Origin of the sequence: Bradyrhizobium sp. SZCCT0153 (assembly GCF_018129995.1) — a bacterium.
GTDB lineage: Bacteria > Pseudomonadota > Alphaproteobacteria > Rhizobiales > Xanthobacteraceae > Bradyrhizobium > Bradyrhizobium japonicum_G.
Window position 1 is genome coordinate 653,503 of sequence record NZ_JAFCKS010000003.1, and the last position, 18,474, is coordinate 671,976.

Consider the following 18,474-nt stretch of genomic DNA (forward strand, 5'->3'; position numbering starts at 1 on the left):
ACCACTTGACGGTCGCATCACGACGTCGCGATCGAGCGGTGTCGATACGGTGCCTCTTGTCTCTTCCCACGAAGGGAAGAGCCTCCCTACACCACCTTGCTGCTGCCCTGCGTGATTAACCTCGCCGCCCGCTGGTCGCGGGCGTAGATCCAAAGCCAGCTCAGGGCGACGCTGAGGCGGTGGCGCAGCCCGATCAGGAAGTAGATGTGGGCGATGCCCCAGATCCACCATGCAATGGTGCCGCGCAGCTTGATGCGGCCGAAATCGATCACCGCGAGCCGCTTGCCGATCTGCGCGAGGCTGCCGGCGTGCTTGTAGCGGAACGGGCCGGTCGGCGCGCCGCGCAGGCGTGCCTTGATGGTCTCGGCGACATGCTTTCCCTGCTGCTTGGCGGCCGGCGCGATGCCGGGCACCGGCTTGCCCTCCCAGGCGTTGATCAAAACGGTGTCGCCGATCGCAAAGATCTCGGGATGGCCGGGGATGGTCAGGTCGTCCTCGACCTGCACGCGCCCGGCGCGATCGCTTGGTGCGCCCAGCCACTCGGCCGCGGGCGAAGCGCGGACGCCGGCGGCCCAGATCCGGGTCTTCGCTTCGAGCAGCTTGCCGCCGAACACGACGCCCTCGCGGTTGATCTCGGTGACGGCTTGTCCCAGCACGACCTCCACGCCGATCTTTTCCAGCGACGCCTGGGCATAGGCCGAGAGGTCGTCGGGGAAGCCCGCGAGCACGCGCGGACCCGCCTCGATCAGCACCACGCGGGCCTTGGTCGTATCGATGTTGCGGAAGTCGCCGGGCAGCGTGTGGTGCGCCATCTCGGCGATGGTGCCGGCGAGCTCGACGCCGGTCGGGCCGGCGCCGACGATGACGAAAGTCAGCCGCGCTGCGCGCTTTGCCGGATCGGTCTCGCGCTCGGCGCGCTCGAACGCCACCAGGATGTGACGGCGCAGCGTGGTCCCGTCCTCCAGCGTCTTCAGGCCCGGCGCGAACTGCTCCCATTCGTCATGGCCGAAATAGGCGTGCCGCGCTCCGGTCGCGAGCACGAGGGTGTCGTACGGCACCTCGCTGCCGTCGTCGATCAGCACGCTGCGCCTCGCCGCATCGACGCCGCTCACGGTGGCAAACAGCGTCGTCACGTCACGCCGGTCGCGCATCAGGTGCCGGACCGGCCAGGCGATCTCGCTGGTCGCGAGCGAGGCGGTCGCGACCTGGTACAGCAGCGGCTGGAATAAATGATGATTGCGGCGGTCGATCAGCGTGATCGCGACCGGCGCGCCCGCGAGCCGGTAGGTCGCCTCCAGCCCGCCGAAGCCGGCTCCGACGATGACGACGCGATGCGGTGTCGTGGTCATGATGGCCCTCGAATCTCGCTGCTCTACTTATTCATTTAAGTGCGGATTGGGCGCCGCGGTCCAATAGCCGTCATCAATCGACGGATAGGGCGAATGTATCGATATACTGCGAAAAAGCGCCGCAGGCTTGGGCAGTCCTTGGCCGAAGTGAGTAGAATTATATTTCTTGCTATCCTCGATTGGGGCGAAATATGGTGCAGGGGCAGGAGCTGAGCCATTGGCGGCGCGATGAATTTTGCGTTCAATGGAGACGACCCGGGGCGGCGATCACCTCGTTTCCGGGATCAATAATAAGGAGGGGAGTGGTTATGAGGACGGCATTCTGGTTGGCGGGCGCGGCTGCGCTTGTGCTGGCAAGCCCGGCATCCGCCGGCGACACCATCAAGATCGGTTTCGTTTCGACCTTCAGCGGCCCGACCGCCGTGATCGGCAACGACATGCGCAATTCGTTCGAGCTCGCGCTGGATCACATCGGCCGCAAGATGGACGGCAAGCCGGTCGAGGTGATCTATGAGGACGACGGGCAGAAGCCCGATGTCGGCAAGCAGAAGACCGAGAAGCTGGTGCAGTCCGACAAGGTCGATTTCATCGTCGGCTACATCTGGTCGAACGTGCTGCTCGCCTCCCTCAAGACCGCGGTGGACTCGCAGACCTTCCTGATCTCGGCCAATGCCGGCCCGTCGCAGCTCGCGGGCGAGCTCTGCTCGCCTTACGTGTTCTCGACCTCCTGGCAGAACGACCAGACGCCGGCCGCGATGGGCCTCTACATGAACCAGAAGGGGGTCAAGAGCGTCTTCCTGATCGGGCCGAACTATGCGGCCGGCAAGGACATGCTCGCGGGCGTGAAGAGCACGTTCAAGGGCGAGGTCAAGGGCGAGGAATACACGGTCTGGCCGAGCCAGCTCGACTTCTCCGCCGAGCTGTCCAAGGCGCGTGCTTCGGGCGCCGAATCGATCTTCGTGTTCTATCCGGGTGCTGCCGGCGTGCAGTTCCTCAATCAATATGTGCAGGCTGGCCTCAAGGGCACGATGCCGCTCTATACGGCGTTCACCGTCGACGAGCTCTCGCTGCCGCTGCAGAAGGAGAACGCGCTCGGGGTACCCGGCGCGCAGGAATGGGTGAATGATTTGCCCAACGAGCAGAACAAGCGCTTCGTCGCCGACTACCGCAAGAAGTACCCCGGCCTCCGCCCGACCTATTACGGCGCGCAGGCCTATGACGCCGCCCAGCTCATCAACAGCGCTGTGGTCGCGGTGAAGGGCGACACCAGCAAGAAGGACGCGATCAAGGCCGAGATGGAGAAGGCCAACTTCAAGTCGCTGCGCGGCTCCTTCAAGTACGGCAAGAACCACATCCCGGTGCAGAACTTCTACCTTCAGGACGTGGTCAAGGACGGCGAAGGCCAGCTCTCGCTGAAGACGGTCGCCACCATCGTCGAGAACGACCAGGACCGCTTCCACGACAAGTGCGCGATGAAGTGAGCTGATTGTAGCCACAAGCGACGTAGCCCCTTCTCCCCTTGTGGGAGAAGGTGGCGCGGAGCGCCGGATGAGGGGTCTCTCTTCGCGAATTGGTTTCTATCGGCTTCGTCGAGAGATACCCCTCACCCGTCTCGCCGCTTCGCGGCGAGCCACCCTCTCCACAAGGGGAGAGGGTAATCACACCCTTGGCATACTGACAGGACGCACCTCGCGGGCTTGCGCCGCCAGCCTGATGCCGGCGTTGGCTGCGCCAAATCCCTGGTAGTTCCTTCGCTCGACGATCTCGAAGAAAAACCGCTCGTCGAAAATGTGCGTGTAGACCTGGAAGAACTCGCCGTCGCCCTCGCGGTCGTAGAGGATGTGGTTGGCGCGAAGCTGCGCCATCAGCTCGGGCGCAAGGTCGTATTTGGCTTCGATGTCGTCGTAGTAATTATCGGGGATATCCAGGAAATCAGCGCCGCGCTCGCGCATCGCGGCGACCGTCGCAAAGATGTCCCGGCACGAAAACGCGACGTGCTGCACGCCGGAGCCGAAGAACTCCGAGATGAAGCGCGCCGGCAGCGTGCGGTTGGCGGAGGAGCCGTTGAGCACGAAGCGCAGGCTCTGGTCGCCGTTGATGACGGCCTGGCTCTGCACGAGGCCCCTGGGATCGGCGATCTCCATCTGCGGCAGTCGCGTCAGGTCGAGAATGCCGGTGTAGAACAGCAGCCAGGACAGCATCTCGTCATAGGGCATCGACTGCGCGATGTGATCCACTGCCAGCAGCGCGTCTCCGTTCGTGTTGCTTGTGACCGGTTCGAAATCGGTGTCCCAGTTCTTGCCGGCCTGATCCAGGAAATACAGCAGGCTGCCGCCGACGCCGTGGATCGCGGGGATTTCCAGCTCGTCCGGCCCGACCGGCTGATAAAAGGTGCGCGTCTTCAGTGTTTCGGCGCGCTGCATGGCGAGGCCGGCATTGTCGACATCGAGCGCAATCGCGCAGACGCCCGGGCCGTGCGTGACATAGTGCGAATGCGCAAAGCCGTCGGTCTCGGAGTTGATGACGAGCTCGACCTTGCCTTGCGACCAGCGCTCCACCGCCTTGCTGCGATGCTTGCCGCTTTTGCGGAAACCGAGCTGCGACAGCAGGCGGGCGAGGTCGGTCGCCTTGGTCTCGTTGACGGCAAACTCGATAAACCCCGTGCCGCGGCTCCTGGCCTTCGGCGCCAAGGGCTCGCTGACGAGCTTTGGCCAGTCCGGCGCAAGCTGGTCCTCCAGCAGGATCAGCGAGCGCAGGCCGTCGACGGCGGTCTGAGCGGCCGAGCCGGCCCGGAACTGGTCGTTGAAGATCTCCAGCGACAGCGGTCCGGCATAGCCGGTCGCCGCGATCGCCGCCATGAACTCGCCGACCGGCAGATCGCCCTGGCCGGGGAAGGAGCGGAAGTGCCTGCTCCACGAGAGGATATCGAGCTCGAGCCTGGGCGCGTCCGCGAGCTGCACGAGGAAAATCTTGTCGCCTGGGATCGAGGCCATCGCGCGAACCGGAAAGCCCGGCGCCAGCGCGTGAAAGCTGTCGAGGATGACGCCGATCGCGGGGTGATCGGCGCGCCGCACGATCTCCCAGGCATCGCGGTAGTCGTGGACATGGCGGCCCCAGGCCAGCGCCTCGTAGCCGACGCGCAAGCCGCGCTTTCCTGCGCGCTCGCCGAGCTCGCGAAAATCGTCGGCCGCACGGTCGATGCCGCCGAGCGAACTGGGGGAGACGTTGGAGCAGATCAGTAGCAGATCGGTGCCGAGCTCCTGCATCAGATCGAATTTCCGCTCGGCGCGGGCAAAGTTGCGCGCGCGCTGCGGCTCCGGCATGCCCTCGAAATCACGGAACGGCTGGAACGCGCAGATCTCGAGCTTGAGGTCCCTGCAAAGCTGCCCTACCTCGCGCGGGCTCGCGCCGAACGACAGCAAATCGTTCTCGAAGATCTCGACCGCGTCGAAGCCGGCTGACGCGATGGCGCGGAGCTTTTCGTCGAGGGCGCCTGAGAGGGAGACGGTGGCGATCGAGCGCTTGTTCATGCTGCCTGCTCCATGATTCGCCCCGGTGAGATTGTCTGGCCCGTGCGCGCGGCCTCGCTGACGGCTTCGACGACGGCGAGCGTTCCCATTGCGTCTTCGGCGGAAATCAGCGGCTGTTCGAGGCCCCTGATGACCGCGCAGAAATGCCGGAGTTGCTCGGCCAGCGGATCGAAGGCGGCCGGTGCAACGGTTGCGCGCGACAGCGGCGTGTACCAGCCGGGTTGCTGCGCGTAGGACCACAGCTCCATGTTTGGCACGGACAGTGATCCCTCCGTGCCGGAGAATATGTAGCAGGGCTGGTCCTGTTTGGGATAAGCGGGGTTCTCGCCCGATGTCAGTTCCCAGCTCCACGGCGCCGGCGTCGCGTCCGACACGGTCACCGTCCCCAGCGCGCCACTCGCGAAGCGCAACAGCAGCGCCGCGGTGTCCTCGACGGCGAAGCCGCGCACCTTGTTCGAGGTCAGCGCCTGCACCTCGGCGATCTCGCCGCAGATGAAGCGGAGGTTGTCGATGTCGTGGACGAGGTTGATGAGCAGCGGCCCGCCACCCTGCTCGCGCCGCCAAGCCATCTCGAAATATTCGTCGGGCTTTTTGAGCAGCCACAACCCGACCACGGCGGTAAGCCGGCCGAGCCGGCCGGCTGCGACCGCCTCGCGTGCGGCCTTGATGATCGGATTGTGCCGGCGGTGGTGGCCCACCAGCATCGGAACGCCGGTTCGCTTGATTGCCGCGCAGAGGCGCTGCGCGGTGGCAACCGTATCCGTCACCGGCTTCTCGATCAGCGCAGACACGCGTGCGGCCGCGCAATCGAGCGCCATCGGCAGGTGCAGCGTGTTGGGCGAGGCGATGACGATGCCGTCGGGCTTTTCATGCTCCAGCAATGCGCGGTGATCGGCATACCAGCGCGTGGCGCGGGCTTGCGCATATTCCTTCGCGGCAGGCGAGGGATCCGCGATGCCGGCGAGCTCGCAGTCCGGCGACGCCGCGATCAGTTCCATATGGCGGCGGCCGATCAGGCCGGCACCGGCGACGGCGACGCGCATTCGCGCGCTCATGCTGCTGTCTCCTCCATGGCACCCCCGAGGAAGAGTTGCCCGATGCGAGGATCGTTCAATATCCGCTCGGCCTTGTCGATCATGCGGGTCTGGCCGAGCTCTAGCACGATGCCGATGTCGGAAATCTCCAGCGCCGAGCGCGCGTTCTGCTCGATCATCAGGATGGTGACGCCGCGGTCGCGCAGGGATTTCAGGATGTCGAAGGTCTGCTGCACCATCAGCGGCGACAGCCCGATCGAGGGCTCGTCGATCAACACGAGCTTTGGTTCGAGCAGCAGCGAGCGGGCGATCTCGAGCTGCTTCTGCTCGCCGCCCGAGAGCGTTGAGGCCTGCTGCGCGGATTTGCGGCGCAGCGCCGGAAACAAGTCGAGTGCCGCCTCGATCCGCTTGGGCAGATCGAGACCCTTCCCGGCGGCGACGCCGCCGAGCTCGATATTGTGGCGCACCGACAGCTCGGGAAAGATGTTGCGACCCTGGGGCACGTAGCAGATGCCGGCATTGAGCAGCGCGCGCTGGCTCAAATTCGTGACATCGCGGCCGGCGAAGCTGATCTTGCCCTCGCGCAGCTTGAGCAGCCCGAAGATCGCCTTGAACACCGTCGACTTGCCGGCCCCGTTCGGACCGATGATCGTGGTGATGGTCGCCTGCGGCACGGAAAAGGTCGTGCCGTTCAGGATCGTCATCTTGCCGTAGCCGCCGACGAGATTGTGAACCGAGAGGATCGGGTCGCTCATGGCTCGCTCTCCCTAATGTCCCAGATAGGCTTCGATCACGGCGGGATTCTTGCGGACCTCGTCCGGCCGTCCCATCGCCAGCACCTTGCCTTCCGCCATCACCATCACGCGCGAGCACAGCGACATCACGAATTCCATGTTGTGCTCGATCACGACGAAGGTGGCGTTCTTCTCGCGGTTGATCGCGACCAGGCGATCCTTCAGGTCGGCCAGCATCGACGGGTTGACGCCGCCGGCGGGCTCGTCGAGCAACACCAGGCGCGGGCCGCCCATGAAGGCCATGGCGGCGTCGAGCAGCTTCTGCTGGCCATAGGACAATCCGCCGGCCGGCTCGTCGGCGAGATGATCGAGCTTGAAGAAGCCGATCATCTGGTTGGCGGCCTCGGTCAGTCCGGCATCGGAGCGGCCGACCAGGCGCGAGGCCATGTTGCCCTGGTGCTCCTGTCCGGCGAGGATCAGGTTCTCGCGCACCGAGAGCTTTGGAAACACCTGCAACAGCTGGAAGGTGCGGCTGACGCCGAGCTTGTTGAGCTCCGCGGGGCGCAGGCCCGTGACGAGCTTGCCGTCCAGCTTCACCTCGCCGCCTGATGGCGTGAGCTGGCCGAGGATGCAGTTGAACAGGGTCGACTTGCCGCAGCCGTTCGGCCCGATCAGGCCGAGGATCTCGCCTTCGCGAACGTCGAAGGAGACGCCGTCGACGGCGCTGATGCCGCCAAAATTCTTCTTGATGCCGGTGACTTCGAGGACCGCGTTCATTGCACCGTCTCCAGCCGCGATTTCGCAACTGCGCGCAACGCGGAAGCCGCCTTGGTGCGCCGCTCGGCGAGATAGCGGTCGAGAATTCCCAGAATTCCGGTCGGCGACCAGATCAGCAGCAGCATCACCGCGACGGCGTAGAGCATCAGATAGTAGCCTTCGGTGAAGCGCAGCCATTCCGGCAGCAGCACCGCGATCATCGCGCCGAGGAAGGGGCCGAAGTAAAAGCCCGCGCCGCCGACGATCACCATCATCAGGAGGTCGAGCGAGAGCGACAGGTTGAACGGCACCGGATCGATATATTGCGTCAGTGGCGCATAGAGCGCACCGGCGACGCCGCCGAGTGCCGAGCCGATCGCGAACGCCATCAACGTGTAGCGTTTGGTATCGATCCCGAGCGACTGCGCGCGCAGCGGGTTTTCGCGCAGCGCCATGAAGGCGCGGCCCCAGGGCGAGCGGATCAGCCACCACACCGCCAGCGAGACGATCGCGAGCGAGCCGAGGCAGACATAGTAGAAGGGCAGCGGCTTGCTGGTCGCGATGCCGAGGATGTGCGGACGCGGAATGTTGGAGATGCCGTAGATGCCGCCGGTGAGCCAGCTCTCGTTGCGGAACACCAGGAAGGCCAGGGTGGAGAATGCGAGCGTGACGAAGGCGAGGTAGTGGTGCTGCACCCGCAGCGCGGGATAGCCGAGCACCCAGCCGACCGCGAAGCTCAACGCGATCGCGACGACGACCGCTACCGGCAGCGGCCAGCCATGCGTGGTCATGATCGCCGCGGCATAGGCGCCGATGCCGACGAAGGCGCCCTGCGCCAGCGAGACCTGCCCGGCGTAGCCGAGCGTAAGATTGAGCCCCATCGCGGCGATGGCCATCACCGCCCATTGGCTCAGGATGAACAGGCCGTAGCGGTTGAAATTCATGGGGACGATGATCAGGCCGGCGATGACGGCAAGGCCGAGCGCGATCTTCAGGGGTTTGGCGAAAGCGCTCATACCGTGCGCTCCTCGGCGCGGCCGAGCAATCCCTGCGGCCGGAACAGAATGACGAGGATCAGGAAGATCAGCGGCACCGCGGCGCGGTATTGCGTGGAGACATAGGATGCCGCCAGGTTGTCCAGCACGCCGATCAGCAGGCCGCCGGCGATCGCGCCGCGTACCTGGTTGAAGCCGCCGACGATCGCCGCGATGAAGGCGGCCTGTCCCAGCACCTCGCCGGAGGAGAATTTCGCGAGGTAGATCGGCGTGATCAGCAGTGACGCCAGCGCCACCAGGAATGCGTTGATCAGGAACGTCAGCAGGATCATGCGCTCGACCGGAACGCCGATGATGCGGGCCACCGTCGGGTTCTGCGCCGCCGCCTGCATCTGGTGGCCGAGCGAGGTGCGGTTGAGAAGGGCGGTCAGGCCGAAGACAGCGAGGATGGCGAGGACGAGAACGCCGATGCTTTGCAGCGATACGACATGGCCGAGAATGGAGATGTCGCCGGTCGGCACGATCGACGGGAACGGCGAGGCTTCGGCGCTGAAGAACTGTTTTACGGCTTCCTTGATGCCGATCGCCAGCGCCATGGTGGCGATCGCCAGCGGCAGCACGCCATGACGCATCATCGGGTCGACCAGCAGCATCTTGAAGGCGAGGCCGAGCAGGATCATCGACAGCAGGATGCCGAGGATGATCGCGAGCCAGAACGGCGCACCGGCATGCATCGCCGCCAGCATCAGGAACGCCGGCAGCATCACGAATTCGCCTTGCGCGAAGTTGATGGTCTGCGAGGTCTGCCACAGCAGCGTGAAGCCGACCGCGACCAGCGCATAGATCGCGCCAGTGGCAAGTCCGGCGACCAGAAGATCGAACAGATTGGACATGGGTTCTCTTTGATCGCTAGAGCCCGGGTAAACTGGTTCGACGCGAATTCAGGTCCATCGCTCCCTCTCCCCGTTCTTACGGGGAGAGGGCGGGGTGAGCGAGGAGGTCACTTCACCTTCGGCAGCACCTGCTTCACGACCTGCTTGCCTGCGACCACCTCGACCAGAAAGCTCTGGCGGTCGATGTCGCCGGTCTCGCTGAAGGTGACGTCCATCAGGATGCCCGGCTCGTCCGCGGCCTTGATGGTCAGGCCGTGCAGCGTGTCGGCGAACGCCTTGGAATCGACCTTGCCCATCTTCTCGGTGGTGGCCTTCACCATGTAGATGGCGAGGTAGCCCTTCAGGCCGTTATGGTCCGGCACGTAATTGTACTTCTTGACGAACTTGTCGCGGAACGCCTTGATCAGGTCTACCGGCGCATCGGTGGTGAGGCCGACATGGCCGCGCGCGCCGTTGGCGGCATCGCCCGCAAGCTCGATCACCTTCTGGCCGATCAAGGTGGTCTCGCCCATCAGCGGCGCGGTGACGCCCTGACGCTTCAGCTCCTTGAGGATGCGCGCGCTCTCTTCTTCATTGAGATAGACGAATACGGCATCGGGATTGGCGGCCTTGATCTTGCCGACGTCGGCGGCGAAGTCGGCCTGGCCCGCTTCGGTGGAGAGATCGGCGACGACCTTCGAGCCGAGCCGGTCGAGCTCCTTGACGACGACGTCGCGGCCGCCGCGGCCAAAATCGTTGTTGACCCAGACCACAGCGACCGACTTGGCCTTCATGTCGTCGTGGATGTATTTGGCGACCTTCGGCATCGAGGATTGCTGGCCGAACGAGGTGCGGAACAGGAATTTGTTTCCGGCTTGCGTCAGCTCGGCGGCTTCGCCGCCCATGATCTGCGCGATGCCCGCTTCGGCCGCCAGCGGCGCGGTGACCTTGACCGAACCGGAATAGCCGGGTCCGAGCAGCACATAGGGTTCGGCGTCGAGCGCCTTCTGCACCTGGGCGCGCGCGACGCCCGGGTTGGACTGCGAATCGGCATGGGTGACCTCGAGCTTGCGGCCGAGCACGCCGCCCTTGGCGTTGATTTCCTCGATCGCGAGGTCGATGCCGTTCTTCCAATTGGTGCCGACGGTGGCGCCGCCGCCGGAAAGCTCGGCGACGTCGGCGAGCTTGATCGCCTGGGCGTGGACGCTGGTTGCAGTCGCGAAGGCAAGCAGGGCGCCTGCCAGAATGGTCGATTTCATGATCTCTCCTCCCATTTTTCGTTGATGTTTGATGTTGTCCGCGGCCTTGTATCCGGCCGCTTCCGTCACGCCGCGTGATAGGCAGAACTTCGTGCCGCCATCACCTCGTCGAAAGCCTCTCCCATGACTTCGGTCGATGGGGCAAGGCCGGTGAACAGTTCGAAAGCGTCGGCGGCCTGATAGATCGCCAGCTCCCGCCCGGTCATGATCCGCGCGCCATTGGCCTGCGCGGCCGCCAGCAGCGGCGTGATCAGCGGCGAGTAGACCGCATCCGCAACCCATAATTCGTCGTGCAGCAGCGTGGCGGGGACAGGCAGGCCGCGGTTCGGCAGCATGCCGACCGGCGTGCCGTTGACGAGGCCGGTCGCGCCCTGCAGTGCGTCCTCGATGCTCGACGCCACCCTTGCGGAGCCCTGCGCGGCCAGCAGAGAAACCACCGTCTGCGCGCGCGCCGGCTCGCTGTCGAAGATGCGGATGTCGGTCACCTTCAGGCTCGCCAGCGCAAACGCGATCGCCTTGCCGACGCCGCCTGCGCCGATCACGGCGACGGCGTTGCCGGATGGCGCCAGCAGCGGTGCCACCGCGCGCGCAAAGCCGGTCGTATCGGTGTTGTGGCCGGTCAGCCGACCGTCCCTGGCGACGACCGTGTTGACCGCGCCCATGGCGGCGGCGCCAGGCGCCAGATCGTCGAGCAACGGGACCACGGCTTCCTTGTAGGGGTAGGTGACGTTGACGCCGGCAAAGCCGAGCCGGCGCACCCCTTCGAGCATCATGCGCAGCCCGGCCGCGTCGGCGCCGGCGACCTCGATGAGCTGGTAATGGCCGCGCAGGCCAAGCGCCTCGGCGGCGCGCTCATGCATGGCGGGTGATGCGGAATGCGCAATCGGCGCGCCGATCAGGCCGGTGAGGAGCTTTTTGCTGGCGGCGTATCCGCGCTTGGACATGGTTCGCTATCGTCTCGTTGGGAGCGTTCGGTCCCGGCCATTAGCGTGGAAATCCGCGCAATTCCAAGAGGACTTCCGGGTAAGACGATAGCCATTCTCCCGCCTAACACAATTACCCATTTATCGGACAAACCTAACATAATGTTATTTCTTTCGCCCGCGCGCCGGGGCGGCCTTGCCGTGGCCCCGGGACGGCTCCACCGCGCGCATCTCGGCGCGCAGCGACTCGATGAAGTACTCGACATGGAGCGACAGCGGCGCGCCGCGCTTCACCGCGATATAGGTGTCGAACCGCGTCGGCTCGGTGATCTTCAACAGCTCGATGCCGGGATAGCCGCCATGGGCGACCGTGAACTGGTCGATGATGGCGATGCCGAGCCCCGCCTTCACCAGCGCGCAGACCGTGGTGCCGAACCGCGCGCGGATCGTGATGTTGTAGTCGAGCCGGTTGCGCGCAAAGATCTCGGCCATGATGCGGCCGTAAGGGTCGTTCGGGTCGATGCCGATCAGCGGATAGCGGGTGATCTCGGCCGCGGAGACCTGCTTGCGGCCGGCGAGCTCGTGGCCCGGCGGCACGATGCAATAGAGCTCGCCCGAGGCGAGCGGCATGAAGTCGAGCCCGGAATGTTCCAGCCGGTAGCTCATCGCGACGCACTCGCCGCGGCCGAGCATGAGGTAGTCGATGGCTTCCTCGAGCTTGAGGATATTGATGTCGATGCCGAGATCGGGATAGCGGCGGCGGACGCGCTCGATCGCGCGCGGCACCATCACCTGCGAGATGCTCGGCACCGAGCCGATGCGCAGCTCCGACAATCCGCCGCGGCCGATCTTGGAGATGAGTTCGGAGAGATCGTCGACCTTCTTGTAGACGCCGTTGATCTGCTCGAAGATGTTCTCCGCTTCCGGCGTCGGGAAGTAGCGGCCGTTCTGACGCTGGAAGAAGCGGATGCCGAGCGAGCGCTCGGTGTATTTGACGAGACGGCTGATGCCCGGCGCGGACACGTTGAGCAGCTTCGCCGCGCCGCCGATGGTGCCCGTCACCATCACGGCACGGATCACTTCAACCTGGCGCAGCGTCATCATGTCGTGGGCATCCGAAAGAGGATCGTGGCGGCGATCATCTCACGGGAGCCGTGATGTCATCCAGCGGCAAGTGTGTTGATGCGGATGGAGAGGGCTGCGCTTTACCCTGTCAGATTGTCAGGACGAAAATCAGCGCGTTCGAACGGATGGCATCGTCGCGCGACTCGTTTCATCGGCGTCGTTTGCTGCAACTGCGTTCTAGCTCGCCGGGCCCTCGGGCGATGCGCTGTCTGCCGGCTTGGTGCGCTCGCTTTGCAGCACCTCGCGTGCGAACTCGATGATCTTCTGCTTGTTCGCCGTTTCGCAGACGGCAAAAAACACGCGGTTCAGTTCCAGGCCGAGCACGCTGTTGAGGGCAATGTCCTCGTCTTCCATCGTGGTTTTCCCGCTTCAGACGTCATAGGTGTAACTTGACGTCACTTCTTCCACAAGTAGATTAATCTTCGAGGTCAATGACATACCGGGAAACTACGGAAACCGTGAATTGAGGCAGTCACCGAAGACGTGCTATACTTGACGGCGAGGGTCAGGAAACGCACCGATGTCCGCCGTGGATTATGGCCGGGAGGCGCTCGACTTCATCGAGGGCCTGGGGACCTATCGCAAGGTGCCCGATGCCATGCTTGCGCTCGAATCGGCCTTCGGTCGCTTCGGCTTTGAAACCATCATCGTGACGGGGTTGCCCAATCCCGACCAGCGATTTGCGCAGATGGTGCTCGCCAAGCGCTGGCCGGCGGGATGGTTCAACCTCTACACTCAGAACAACTACGATCGCTTCGATCCCGTGGTGCGGTTGTGCCGACAGTCGGTCAACCCGTTCGAATGGTCGGAAGCGCCATACGATGCCGAACTCGAGCCGAACGCGGCCGAGGTGATGAACCGCGCCAGCGATTTTCGCATGTCGCGCGGCTTCATCGTGCCGATCCACGGGCTCACCGGCTATGAGGCCGCGGTGTCGCTCGGCGGTGTCCATCTCGACCTCAACCCCCGCAGCAAGCCGGCGCTGCACCTGATGGCGATGTACGGCTTCGACCACATTCGTCGTCTGCTGGATCCGGCGCCGTATCGGTCGACGCGTCTCACCCCGCGCGAGCGCGAGGTGATCTCCTGGGCCTCGCAGGGCAAGTCGGCCTGGGAAATCGGCGAGATCCTGCATATCACCCAGCGGACCGCAGAAGAACATCTTGCAACCGCTGCGCGCAAGCTCGGTGCCGTCAACCGTACGCATGCGGTTGCCTTGGCGATTCGCAACAAGATCATCAATCCCTAAGCGACGTACTGGGAAATTTCCCAATATCGAAGCTGCCTCTTTTCGCAGACTCTGCCCCCATTGAGAATGGATGGGGGCTTTCATGATTCACGCAATTTCAGCCGTTAATCGCCACTTATACGAAGACGTAATCGAGCAGCATTTCCGGCTGCGCCATGACATCTTCGTCGAGGAGCGGCGCTGGGAGGCGCTACGCAGGCCGGATGGCCGCGAGATCGATTCCTATGACGACGAGGACACTGTCTATCTGCTTGCGCTGGAGGGGCGCCGCGTCGTCGGCGGTCACCGGCTCTATCCAACGACCAAGCCTTCGATGATGAGCGAGGTCTTCCCGCATCTGGCGGTGGTGCGCGGCTGCCCCGCGAATCCGCTGGTCTGGGAATGGTCGCGCTATTTCGTCGTGCGTGATCGCCGCGACGGCGCGCTCAACCTGCAACTGATGGCGGCGGTGCAGGAGTTCTGCCTCGACCAGGGCATCGCGCAGGTCAGCGCGATCATGGAGACCTGGTGGTTGCCGCGCTTCCATGAGGCCGGCTTCGTCGTGACCCCGCTCGGTCTGCCGGCGCTGGTGGAGGATGCGTGGACCATGGCGGCGACGATCGACATTCGTCGGGAGACGCTCGATGCCCTGCATGATCGCATCGGCACGGCTTCGATCGTGCAACAGGACGGCCCGCGTCTGGACGCCGTCGCCCGTGCCAACCTCTGCGGCCTCGCTGCCGCGCAACGAAAGAGCGCCTGAGATGTCGAATATGATGCGGGACAGCCAGATCATGGCGCAGACCAAGGACGAGAATCTCGGCTACATGTCTGACATGGCGCTCGAGCTGGCACAGATGGCGGAAGACACCGGATTGGCGACGCTCGCCTATCTGTTCCGGATGGCGGCGCTGGAGGCCTCGACGGCCAACAGCGTGGTTGCCGAGCCGGATGACCTTCCCCGGCAGATGACGTCACACTAGGCGCATCTCGACGCGGCGACGGATTTCACACCCTCTCCCCGGCAACGGGGAGAGGGTGATCGTTTTGGGTGCGGCAGGTTGACCCATCCTGCACGGCAGCTTTCTTGCACGGGCGCACAAGGAGATTTCGATCGGATGCACCGGCATGCAACAAAGTGCATGTCTGGTGTCAAATCGCTCTTGCCTCGGAACGATACTGCCATTACCCATTTTTCTGCCTTGTAGAGGCAGGGGGAGCTCTTTCACTGATGGCGACCGTGTTCGAACATCGGCGCGAACCTGCGTGCGCCTGAAAGAGTTTTGATGCTGCTCGTCGTCGAACAGTTCTTGAACGGATTGCAGTTCGGCCTGCTGCTGTTCCTGCTGGCCGCCGGCCTGACGCTAGTGTTCGGGATCATGGATCTCGTCAACCTCGCGCACGGCTCGCTCTACATGATGGGCGCCTATTTCGCCGCGACTTTCGCGGCCTGGACCGGCAGCTTCCTGCTCGGCGCGCTGCTGGCGCTCGGCGCGACTCTGGTGCTCGGCATCGTGCTCGAGATGGGCGCGCTGCGGCATCTCTATGGACGCGACCATCTCGACCACGTGCTCGCGACCTTCGGCCTGATCCTGTTCTTCAACGAAGCCGTGCGGCTGATCTGGGGGCCGGCCGGCCTTGCGCTGCCGCTGCCGGCCTGGCTCACGGTGCCGGTGCCGATCCTGCCCGGCATCCACTATCCCGCCTATCGCCTCGCCATCATCGTCGTGGCGCTGCTGGTTGCGCTCCTGCTCTATCTCGGCGTGATGCGCACCCGCATCGGCATGCTGATCCGGGCCGGCGCCTCCAACCGCGAAATGATCGGCGCGCTCGGCATCAACATCAAGCTGCTCTACACCCTGGTGTTCGGGCTCGGCGCGGCGCTCGCCGGGCTCGCCGGCATGATGCAGGCGCCGATCCTCACCGTGCAAATCGGCATGGGCGAGAACATCCTGATCCTCGCCTTCGTCATCATCGTGATCGGCGGCATCGGCTCGATCCGCGGCGCGTTCCTCGCTGCGATCTTCGTCGGCATGATCGACACGCTCGGCCGCGCCTTCCTGCCGAACCTGTTGCGGCAGGTCTTGAGCGGCGCCGCCGCCTCCACCGCCGCGCCCGCCCTGTCCTCCATGCTGATCTACCTGCTGATGGCGATCGTGCTGGTGGTGCGGCCGGAGGGGCTGTTTCCGGCCAACCGTCGATGAAGTCTTTCACTGTAGCCAAGGCCGTGACGGCCCTGATGCTGGCGGGGCTCGTGCTGCTGCCGCTCTATTCGCAAGCATCGGGCAACATCTTCATCCTGACGCTGTTCACCCGCATCGTCATCCTGGCACTGGCGGCGGCGAGCCTCAACCTCATCATGGGTTTTGGCGGCATGATGAGCTTTGGTCACGCTGCCTATCTCGGCATCGGCGGTTACGCGGTCGGCATGCTGGCGCAGGAAGGCGTCGGAAGCGGCTTCATCCAGTTTCCGGTCGCGCTCGCGGCGTCCGCGATCTACGCACTGGTGATCGGCGCGCTCTCGCTTCGCACCCGCGGCGTCTATTTCATCATGATCACGCTCGCCTTCGCACAGATGGCCTATTACGTCGCTTCGGGGCTGGCGCGTTACGGCGGCGATGACGGCCTCACCGTCTACAAGCGCAGCGATTTCTCCGGCCTGGTCAACCTGTCGAACCGCACGCAGTTCTATTATCTCTGCCTTGCCTGCCTGTTCGCGGTGATCTTCCTGATCTGGCGCATCGTCAATTCGCGTTTCGGCCTCGTCGTGCAGGGGCTGCGCTCCAACGAGCAGCGCATGCAGGCGATCGGCTTCCCGGCCAAGCGCTATCAGCTCGTCTGCTTCGTCATCTCCGGCACCATGTGCGGTCTTGCCGGCGCGCTGCTCGCCAACAACACCGATTTCGTCAGTCCGGCCGTGATGTACTGGACCCGCTCCGGCGACCTCATGGTGATGGTCATCCTCGGCGGCATGGGCACGCTGTTCGGCCCGGTCATGGGCGCGGTGGTCTTTCTGCTGCTGGAAGAATTCCTGTCGCAGCTCACCGAATATTGGGCGCTGATCATGGGGCCGCTGCTGCTGCTGATCGTGCTGTTCGGGCGCGGCGGCATCATGGGACTGCTCGGGAGGCTCAATCGTGGCTGAGCCCTTGCTCCGCGTCGAGAAGCTGGTGCGCCGCTTCGGCGGTATCATTGCGACCGACAACGTCTCGCTCGACGTTGCGGCCGGCGAACTGCACGCCATCATCGGCCCGAACGGCGCCGGCAAGACCACGCTGATCAGCCAGCTCACCGGGCATCTCGAACCGCATTCCGGCAGCGTCTCGCTAGGCGGTCGCGACATCACTTACCTGCCGGCCTATCGCCGCTGTGCGCTTGGCCTGGCACGATCGTTCCAGATCACCTCGCTGCTGCTCGATTTCACCGCCGCAGACAATGTCGCACTCGCGGCGCAGGCGCATGCCGGCACCTCGTTCCGCTTCTTCGCGCGTGCGCGCAAGGAAAAGGGCCTGCGCGATGCCGCGCACGCCGCGCTCGATCGCGTCGGCCTGTTGCACCGTGCCGATGTCCTGGTGTCCAGGCTCAGCCATGGCGAGCGTCGCCAGATCGAGCTTGCGGTCGCGCTGGCCAGCAAGCCCAAGCTCTTGCTGCTCGACGAGCCCATGGCCGGCCTCGGCGTCACCGAATCCCAGCGCATGGTGCAACTGCTCCAGGAGCTGCGGAAGGAAGTCTCGATCGTGCTGGTCGAGCACGACATGCCCGCGGTGTTCGCGCTGGCCGACCGCATCTCGGTGCTGGTCTATGGCCGCGTCATCGCTTCCGGCGATCCGGCCGCGATCCGGGCCAACGAGGACGTCAAGCGCGCCTATCTCGGCGAAGCGCATGTGGTGACGCACCATGTCTGAAAAGGTGATGGCTGACACGCTGCTCGACGTCGAAGGCATCGAGACCTGCTACGGCCTCAGCCAAGTGCTGTTCGGCCTGTCGCTGTCGATCAAGCCGGGCGAGATGGTCTCGCTGATGGGTCGCAACGGCATGGGCAAGACCACCACCATCCGCTCCATCATGGGCCTGACGCCGGCACGTGCAGGCAGCATCCGCTTTGCGGGCGCGGAGGTGCGGACGCAGCCGTCCTACAGGATCGCAAAACTCGGCATCGGCCTCGTGCCCGAGGGGCGCCAGATCTTCCCGAACCTCACCGTGCGCGAGAACCTGGTCGCCGCCGCTGCCGACCGCTTCAACAGCGCCAATCCCTGGACGCTGGCGTCGATCTACGTGATGTTTCCGCGCCTCGCCGAACGCGCCTCCAACATGGGCAACCAGCTCTCCGGCGGCGAGCAGCAGATGCTGGCGATCGGCCGGGCGCTGATGACCAATCCAAAACTGCTGATCCTCGACGAAGCGACCGAGGGCCTTGCGCCATTGATCCGCGAAGAGATCTGGCATTGCCTGTCGCTGCTCAAGAGCCGGGGACAGTCGATCCTTGTCGTCGACAAGAACGTCGACCATCTCGCCCGCATCTGTGACCGTCACACCATCATCGAACGCGGCAAGACGGTGTGGAGCGGCACCTCCGACGAGCTGATGGCCGAGCCGGATTTGCAGCACAAATATCTGGGGATTTGAGGGTCGGATCTCATCTTTCCGCGGCGGCAATCAGGATTGCTTC

19 protein-coding genes are annotated in these 18,474 nt (G+C 64.5%); 8 read left to right on the forward strand and 11 right to left on the reverse strand.

The window, feature by feature from the left end:
• Positions 1 to 86: 86 nt before the first annotated feature.
• On the reverse strand, positions 87 to 1,349 hold the full coding sequence (locus tag JQ572_RS16695) for an NAD(P)/FAD-dependent oxidoreductase (RefSeq protein WP_211384119.1): 1,263 nt from the start codon (positions 1,347 to 1,349) through the stop codon (positions 87 to 89).
• A gap of 308 nt (positions 1,350 to 1,657) precedes the next feature.
• Here JQ572_RS16695 and JQ572_RS16700 point away from each other — a divergent pair, with 308 nt between their 5' ends.
• Positions 1,658 to 2,830 (forward strand): ABC transporter substrate-binding protein, encoded by a 1,173-nt coding sequence (locus tag JQ572_RS16700; protein WP_211384120.1) that lies wholly within the window; start codon positions 1,658 to 1,660, stop codon positions 2,828 to 2,830.
• Positions 2,831 to 3,007: 177 nt separating this feature from the next.
• On the opposite strand, the gene JQ572_RS16705 is transcribed toward JQ572_RS16700, so the two are convergent.
• The 10 genes from JQ572_RS16705 to JQ572_RS16750 all read right to left on the reverse strand — a co-directional run bounded on the left by JQ572_RS16705 (position 3,008) and on the right by JQ572_RS16750 (position 12,931).
• Positions 3,008 to 4,879, reverse strand: coding sequence for a bifunctional sugar phosphate isomerase/epimerase/4-hydroxyphenylpyruvate dioxygenase family protein (locus JQ572_RS16705; RefSeq protein WP_211384121.1), 1,872 nt, complete (start codon positions 4,877 to 4,879; stop codon positions 3,008 to 3,010).
• On the reverse strand, positions 4,876 to 5,934 hold the full coding sequence (locus JQ572_RS16710) for a Gfo/Idh/MocA family protein (protein ID WP_211384122.1): 1,059 nt from the start codon (positions 5,932 to 5,934) through the stop codon (positions 4,876 to 4,878). Before JQ572_RS16710 ends, JQ572_RS16705 begins: the two co-directional genes overlap by 4 nt.
• Entirely contained in the window at positions 5,931 to 6,668 is a 738-nt protein-coding gene (locus JQ572_RS16715) for an ABC transporter ATP-binding protein (RefSeq protein WP_211384123.1), read from the reverse strand. The genes JQ572_RS16710 and JQ572_RS16715 overlap by 4 nt, the downstream gene beginning before the upstream one ends.
• Before the next feature lie 12 nt (positions 6,669 to 6,680).
• Complete coding sequence (locus JQ572_RS16720) at positions 6,681 to 7,424, reverse strand: ABC transporter ATP-binding protein (protein WP_211384124.1); 744 nt, start codon at positions 7,422 to 7,424, stop codon at positions 6,681 to 6,683.
• On the reverse strand, positions 7,421 to 8,419 hold the full coding sequence (locus JQ572_RS16725) for a branched-chain amino acid ABC transporter permease (protein WP_211384125.1): 999 nt from the start codon (positions 8,417 to 8,419) through the stop codon (positions 7,421 to 7,423). Before JQ572_RS16725 ends, JQ572_RS16720 begins: the two co-directional genes overlap by 4 nt.
• Complete coding sequence (locus tag JQ572_RS16730) at positions 8,416 to 9,291, reverse strand: branched-chain amino acid ABC transporter permease (protein ID WP_211384126.1); 876 nt, start codon at positions 9,289 to 9,291, stop codon at positions 8,416 to 8,418. Before JQ572_RS16730 ends, JQ572_RS16725 begins: the two co-directional genes overlap by 4 nt.
• 107 nt (positions 9,292 to 9,398) lie before the next feature.
• The gene (locus JQ572_RS16735; RefSeq protein WP_211384127.1) at positions 9,399 to 10,529 is read right to left on the reverse strand and encodes an ABC transporter substrate-binding protein; all 1,131 of its coding nucleotides are present in this window, start codon (positions 10,527 to 10,529) and stop codon (positions 9,399 to 9,401) included.
• A gap of 65 nt (positions 10,530 to 10,594) precedes the next feature.
• Positions 10,595 to 11,473, reverse strand: coding sequence for a shikimate dehydrogenase (locus JQ572_RS16740; RefSeq protein ID WP_211384128.1), 879 nt, complete (start codon positions 11,471 to 11,473; stop codon positions 10,595 to 10,597).
• Between the two features lie 144 nt (positions 11,474 to 11,617).
• Positions 11,618 to 12,556 (reverse strand): LysR family transcriptional regulator, encoded by a 939-nt coding sequence (locus tag JQ572_RS16745; protein WP_211384129.1) that lies wholly within the window; start codon positions 12,554 to 12,556, stop codon positions 11,618 to 11,620.
• A 198-nt stretch (positions 12,557 to 12,754) separates the two neighbouring features.
• Entirely contained in the window at positions 12,755 to 12,931 is a 177-nt protein-coding gene (locus JQ572_RS16750; RefSeq protein WP_211384130.1) for a hypothetical protein, read from the reverse strand.
• Between the two features lie 166 nt (positions 12,932 to 13,097).
• Here JQ572_RS16750 and JQ572_RS16755 point away from each other — a divergent pair, with 166 nt between their 5' ends.
• The 7 genes from JQ572_RS16755 to JQ572_RS16785 all read left to right on the forward strand — a co-directional run bounded on the left by JQ572_RS16755 (position 13,098) and on the right by JQ572_RS16785 (position 18,431).
• Positions 13,098 to 13,826, forward strand: a complete 729-nt coding sequence (locus JQ572_RS16755) for a helix-turn-helix transcriptional regulator (RefSeq protein WP_211384131.1) — start codon at positions 13,098 to 13,100, stop codon at positions 13,824 to 13,826.
• Positions 13,827 to 13,908: 82 nt separating this feature from the next.
• Positions 13,909 to 14,568: an acyl-homoserine-lactone synthase gene (locus JQ572_RS16760; RefSeq protein ID WP_211384132.1), complete on the forward strand. Its 660-nt coding sequence runs from the start codon at positions 13,909 to 13,911 to the stop codon at positions 14,566 to 14,568.
• 1 nt (position 14,569) lies between these two features.
• Complete coding sequence (locus JQ572_RS16765; protein WP_211384133.1) at positions 14,570 to 14,788, forward strand: hypothetical protein; 219 nt, start codon at positions 14,570 to 14,572, stop codon at positions 14,786 to 14,788.
• Positions 14,789 to 15,091: 303 nt separating this feature from the next.
• Entirely contained in the window at positions 15,092 to 16,009 is a 918-nt protein-coding gene (locus JQ572_RS16770; protein ID WP_211384134.1) for a branched-chain amino acid ABC transporter permease, read from the forward strand.
• Positions 16,006 to 16,950: a branched-chain amino acid ABC transporter permease gene (locus tag JQ572_RS16775; protein ID WP_211384135.1), complete on the forward strand. Its 945-nt coding sequence runs from the start codon at positions 16,006 to 16,008 to the stop codon at positions 16,948 to 16,950. The genes JQ572_RS16770 and JQ572_RS16775 overlap by 4 nt, the downstream gene beginning before the upstream one ends.
• Positions 16,943 to 17,710 (forward strand): ABC transporter ATP-binding protein, encoded by a 768-nt coding sequence (locus JQ572_RS16780; RefSeq protein WP_211384136.1) that lies wholly within the window; start codon positions 16,943 to 16,945, stop codon positions 17,708 to 17,710. The genes JQ572_RS16775 and JQ572_RS16780 overlap by 8 nt, the downstream gene beginning before the upstream one ends.
• Entirely contained in the window at positions 17,703 to 18,431 is a 729-nt protein-coding gene (locus JQ572_RS16785) for an ABC transporter ATP-binding protein (RefSeq protein ID WP_249129084.1), read from the forward strand. The genes JQ572_RS16780 and JQ572_RS16785 overlap by 8 nt, the downstream gene beginning before the upstream one ends.
• The last annotated feature ends 43 nt before the right edge of the window (positions 18,432 to 18,474 follow it).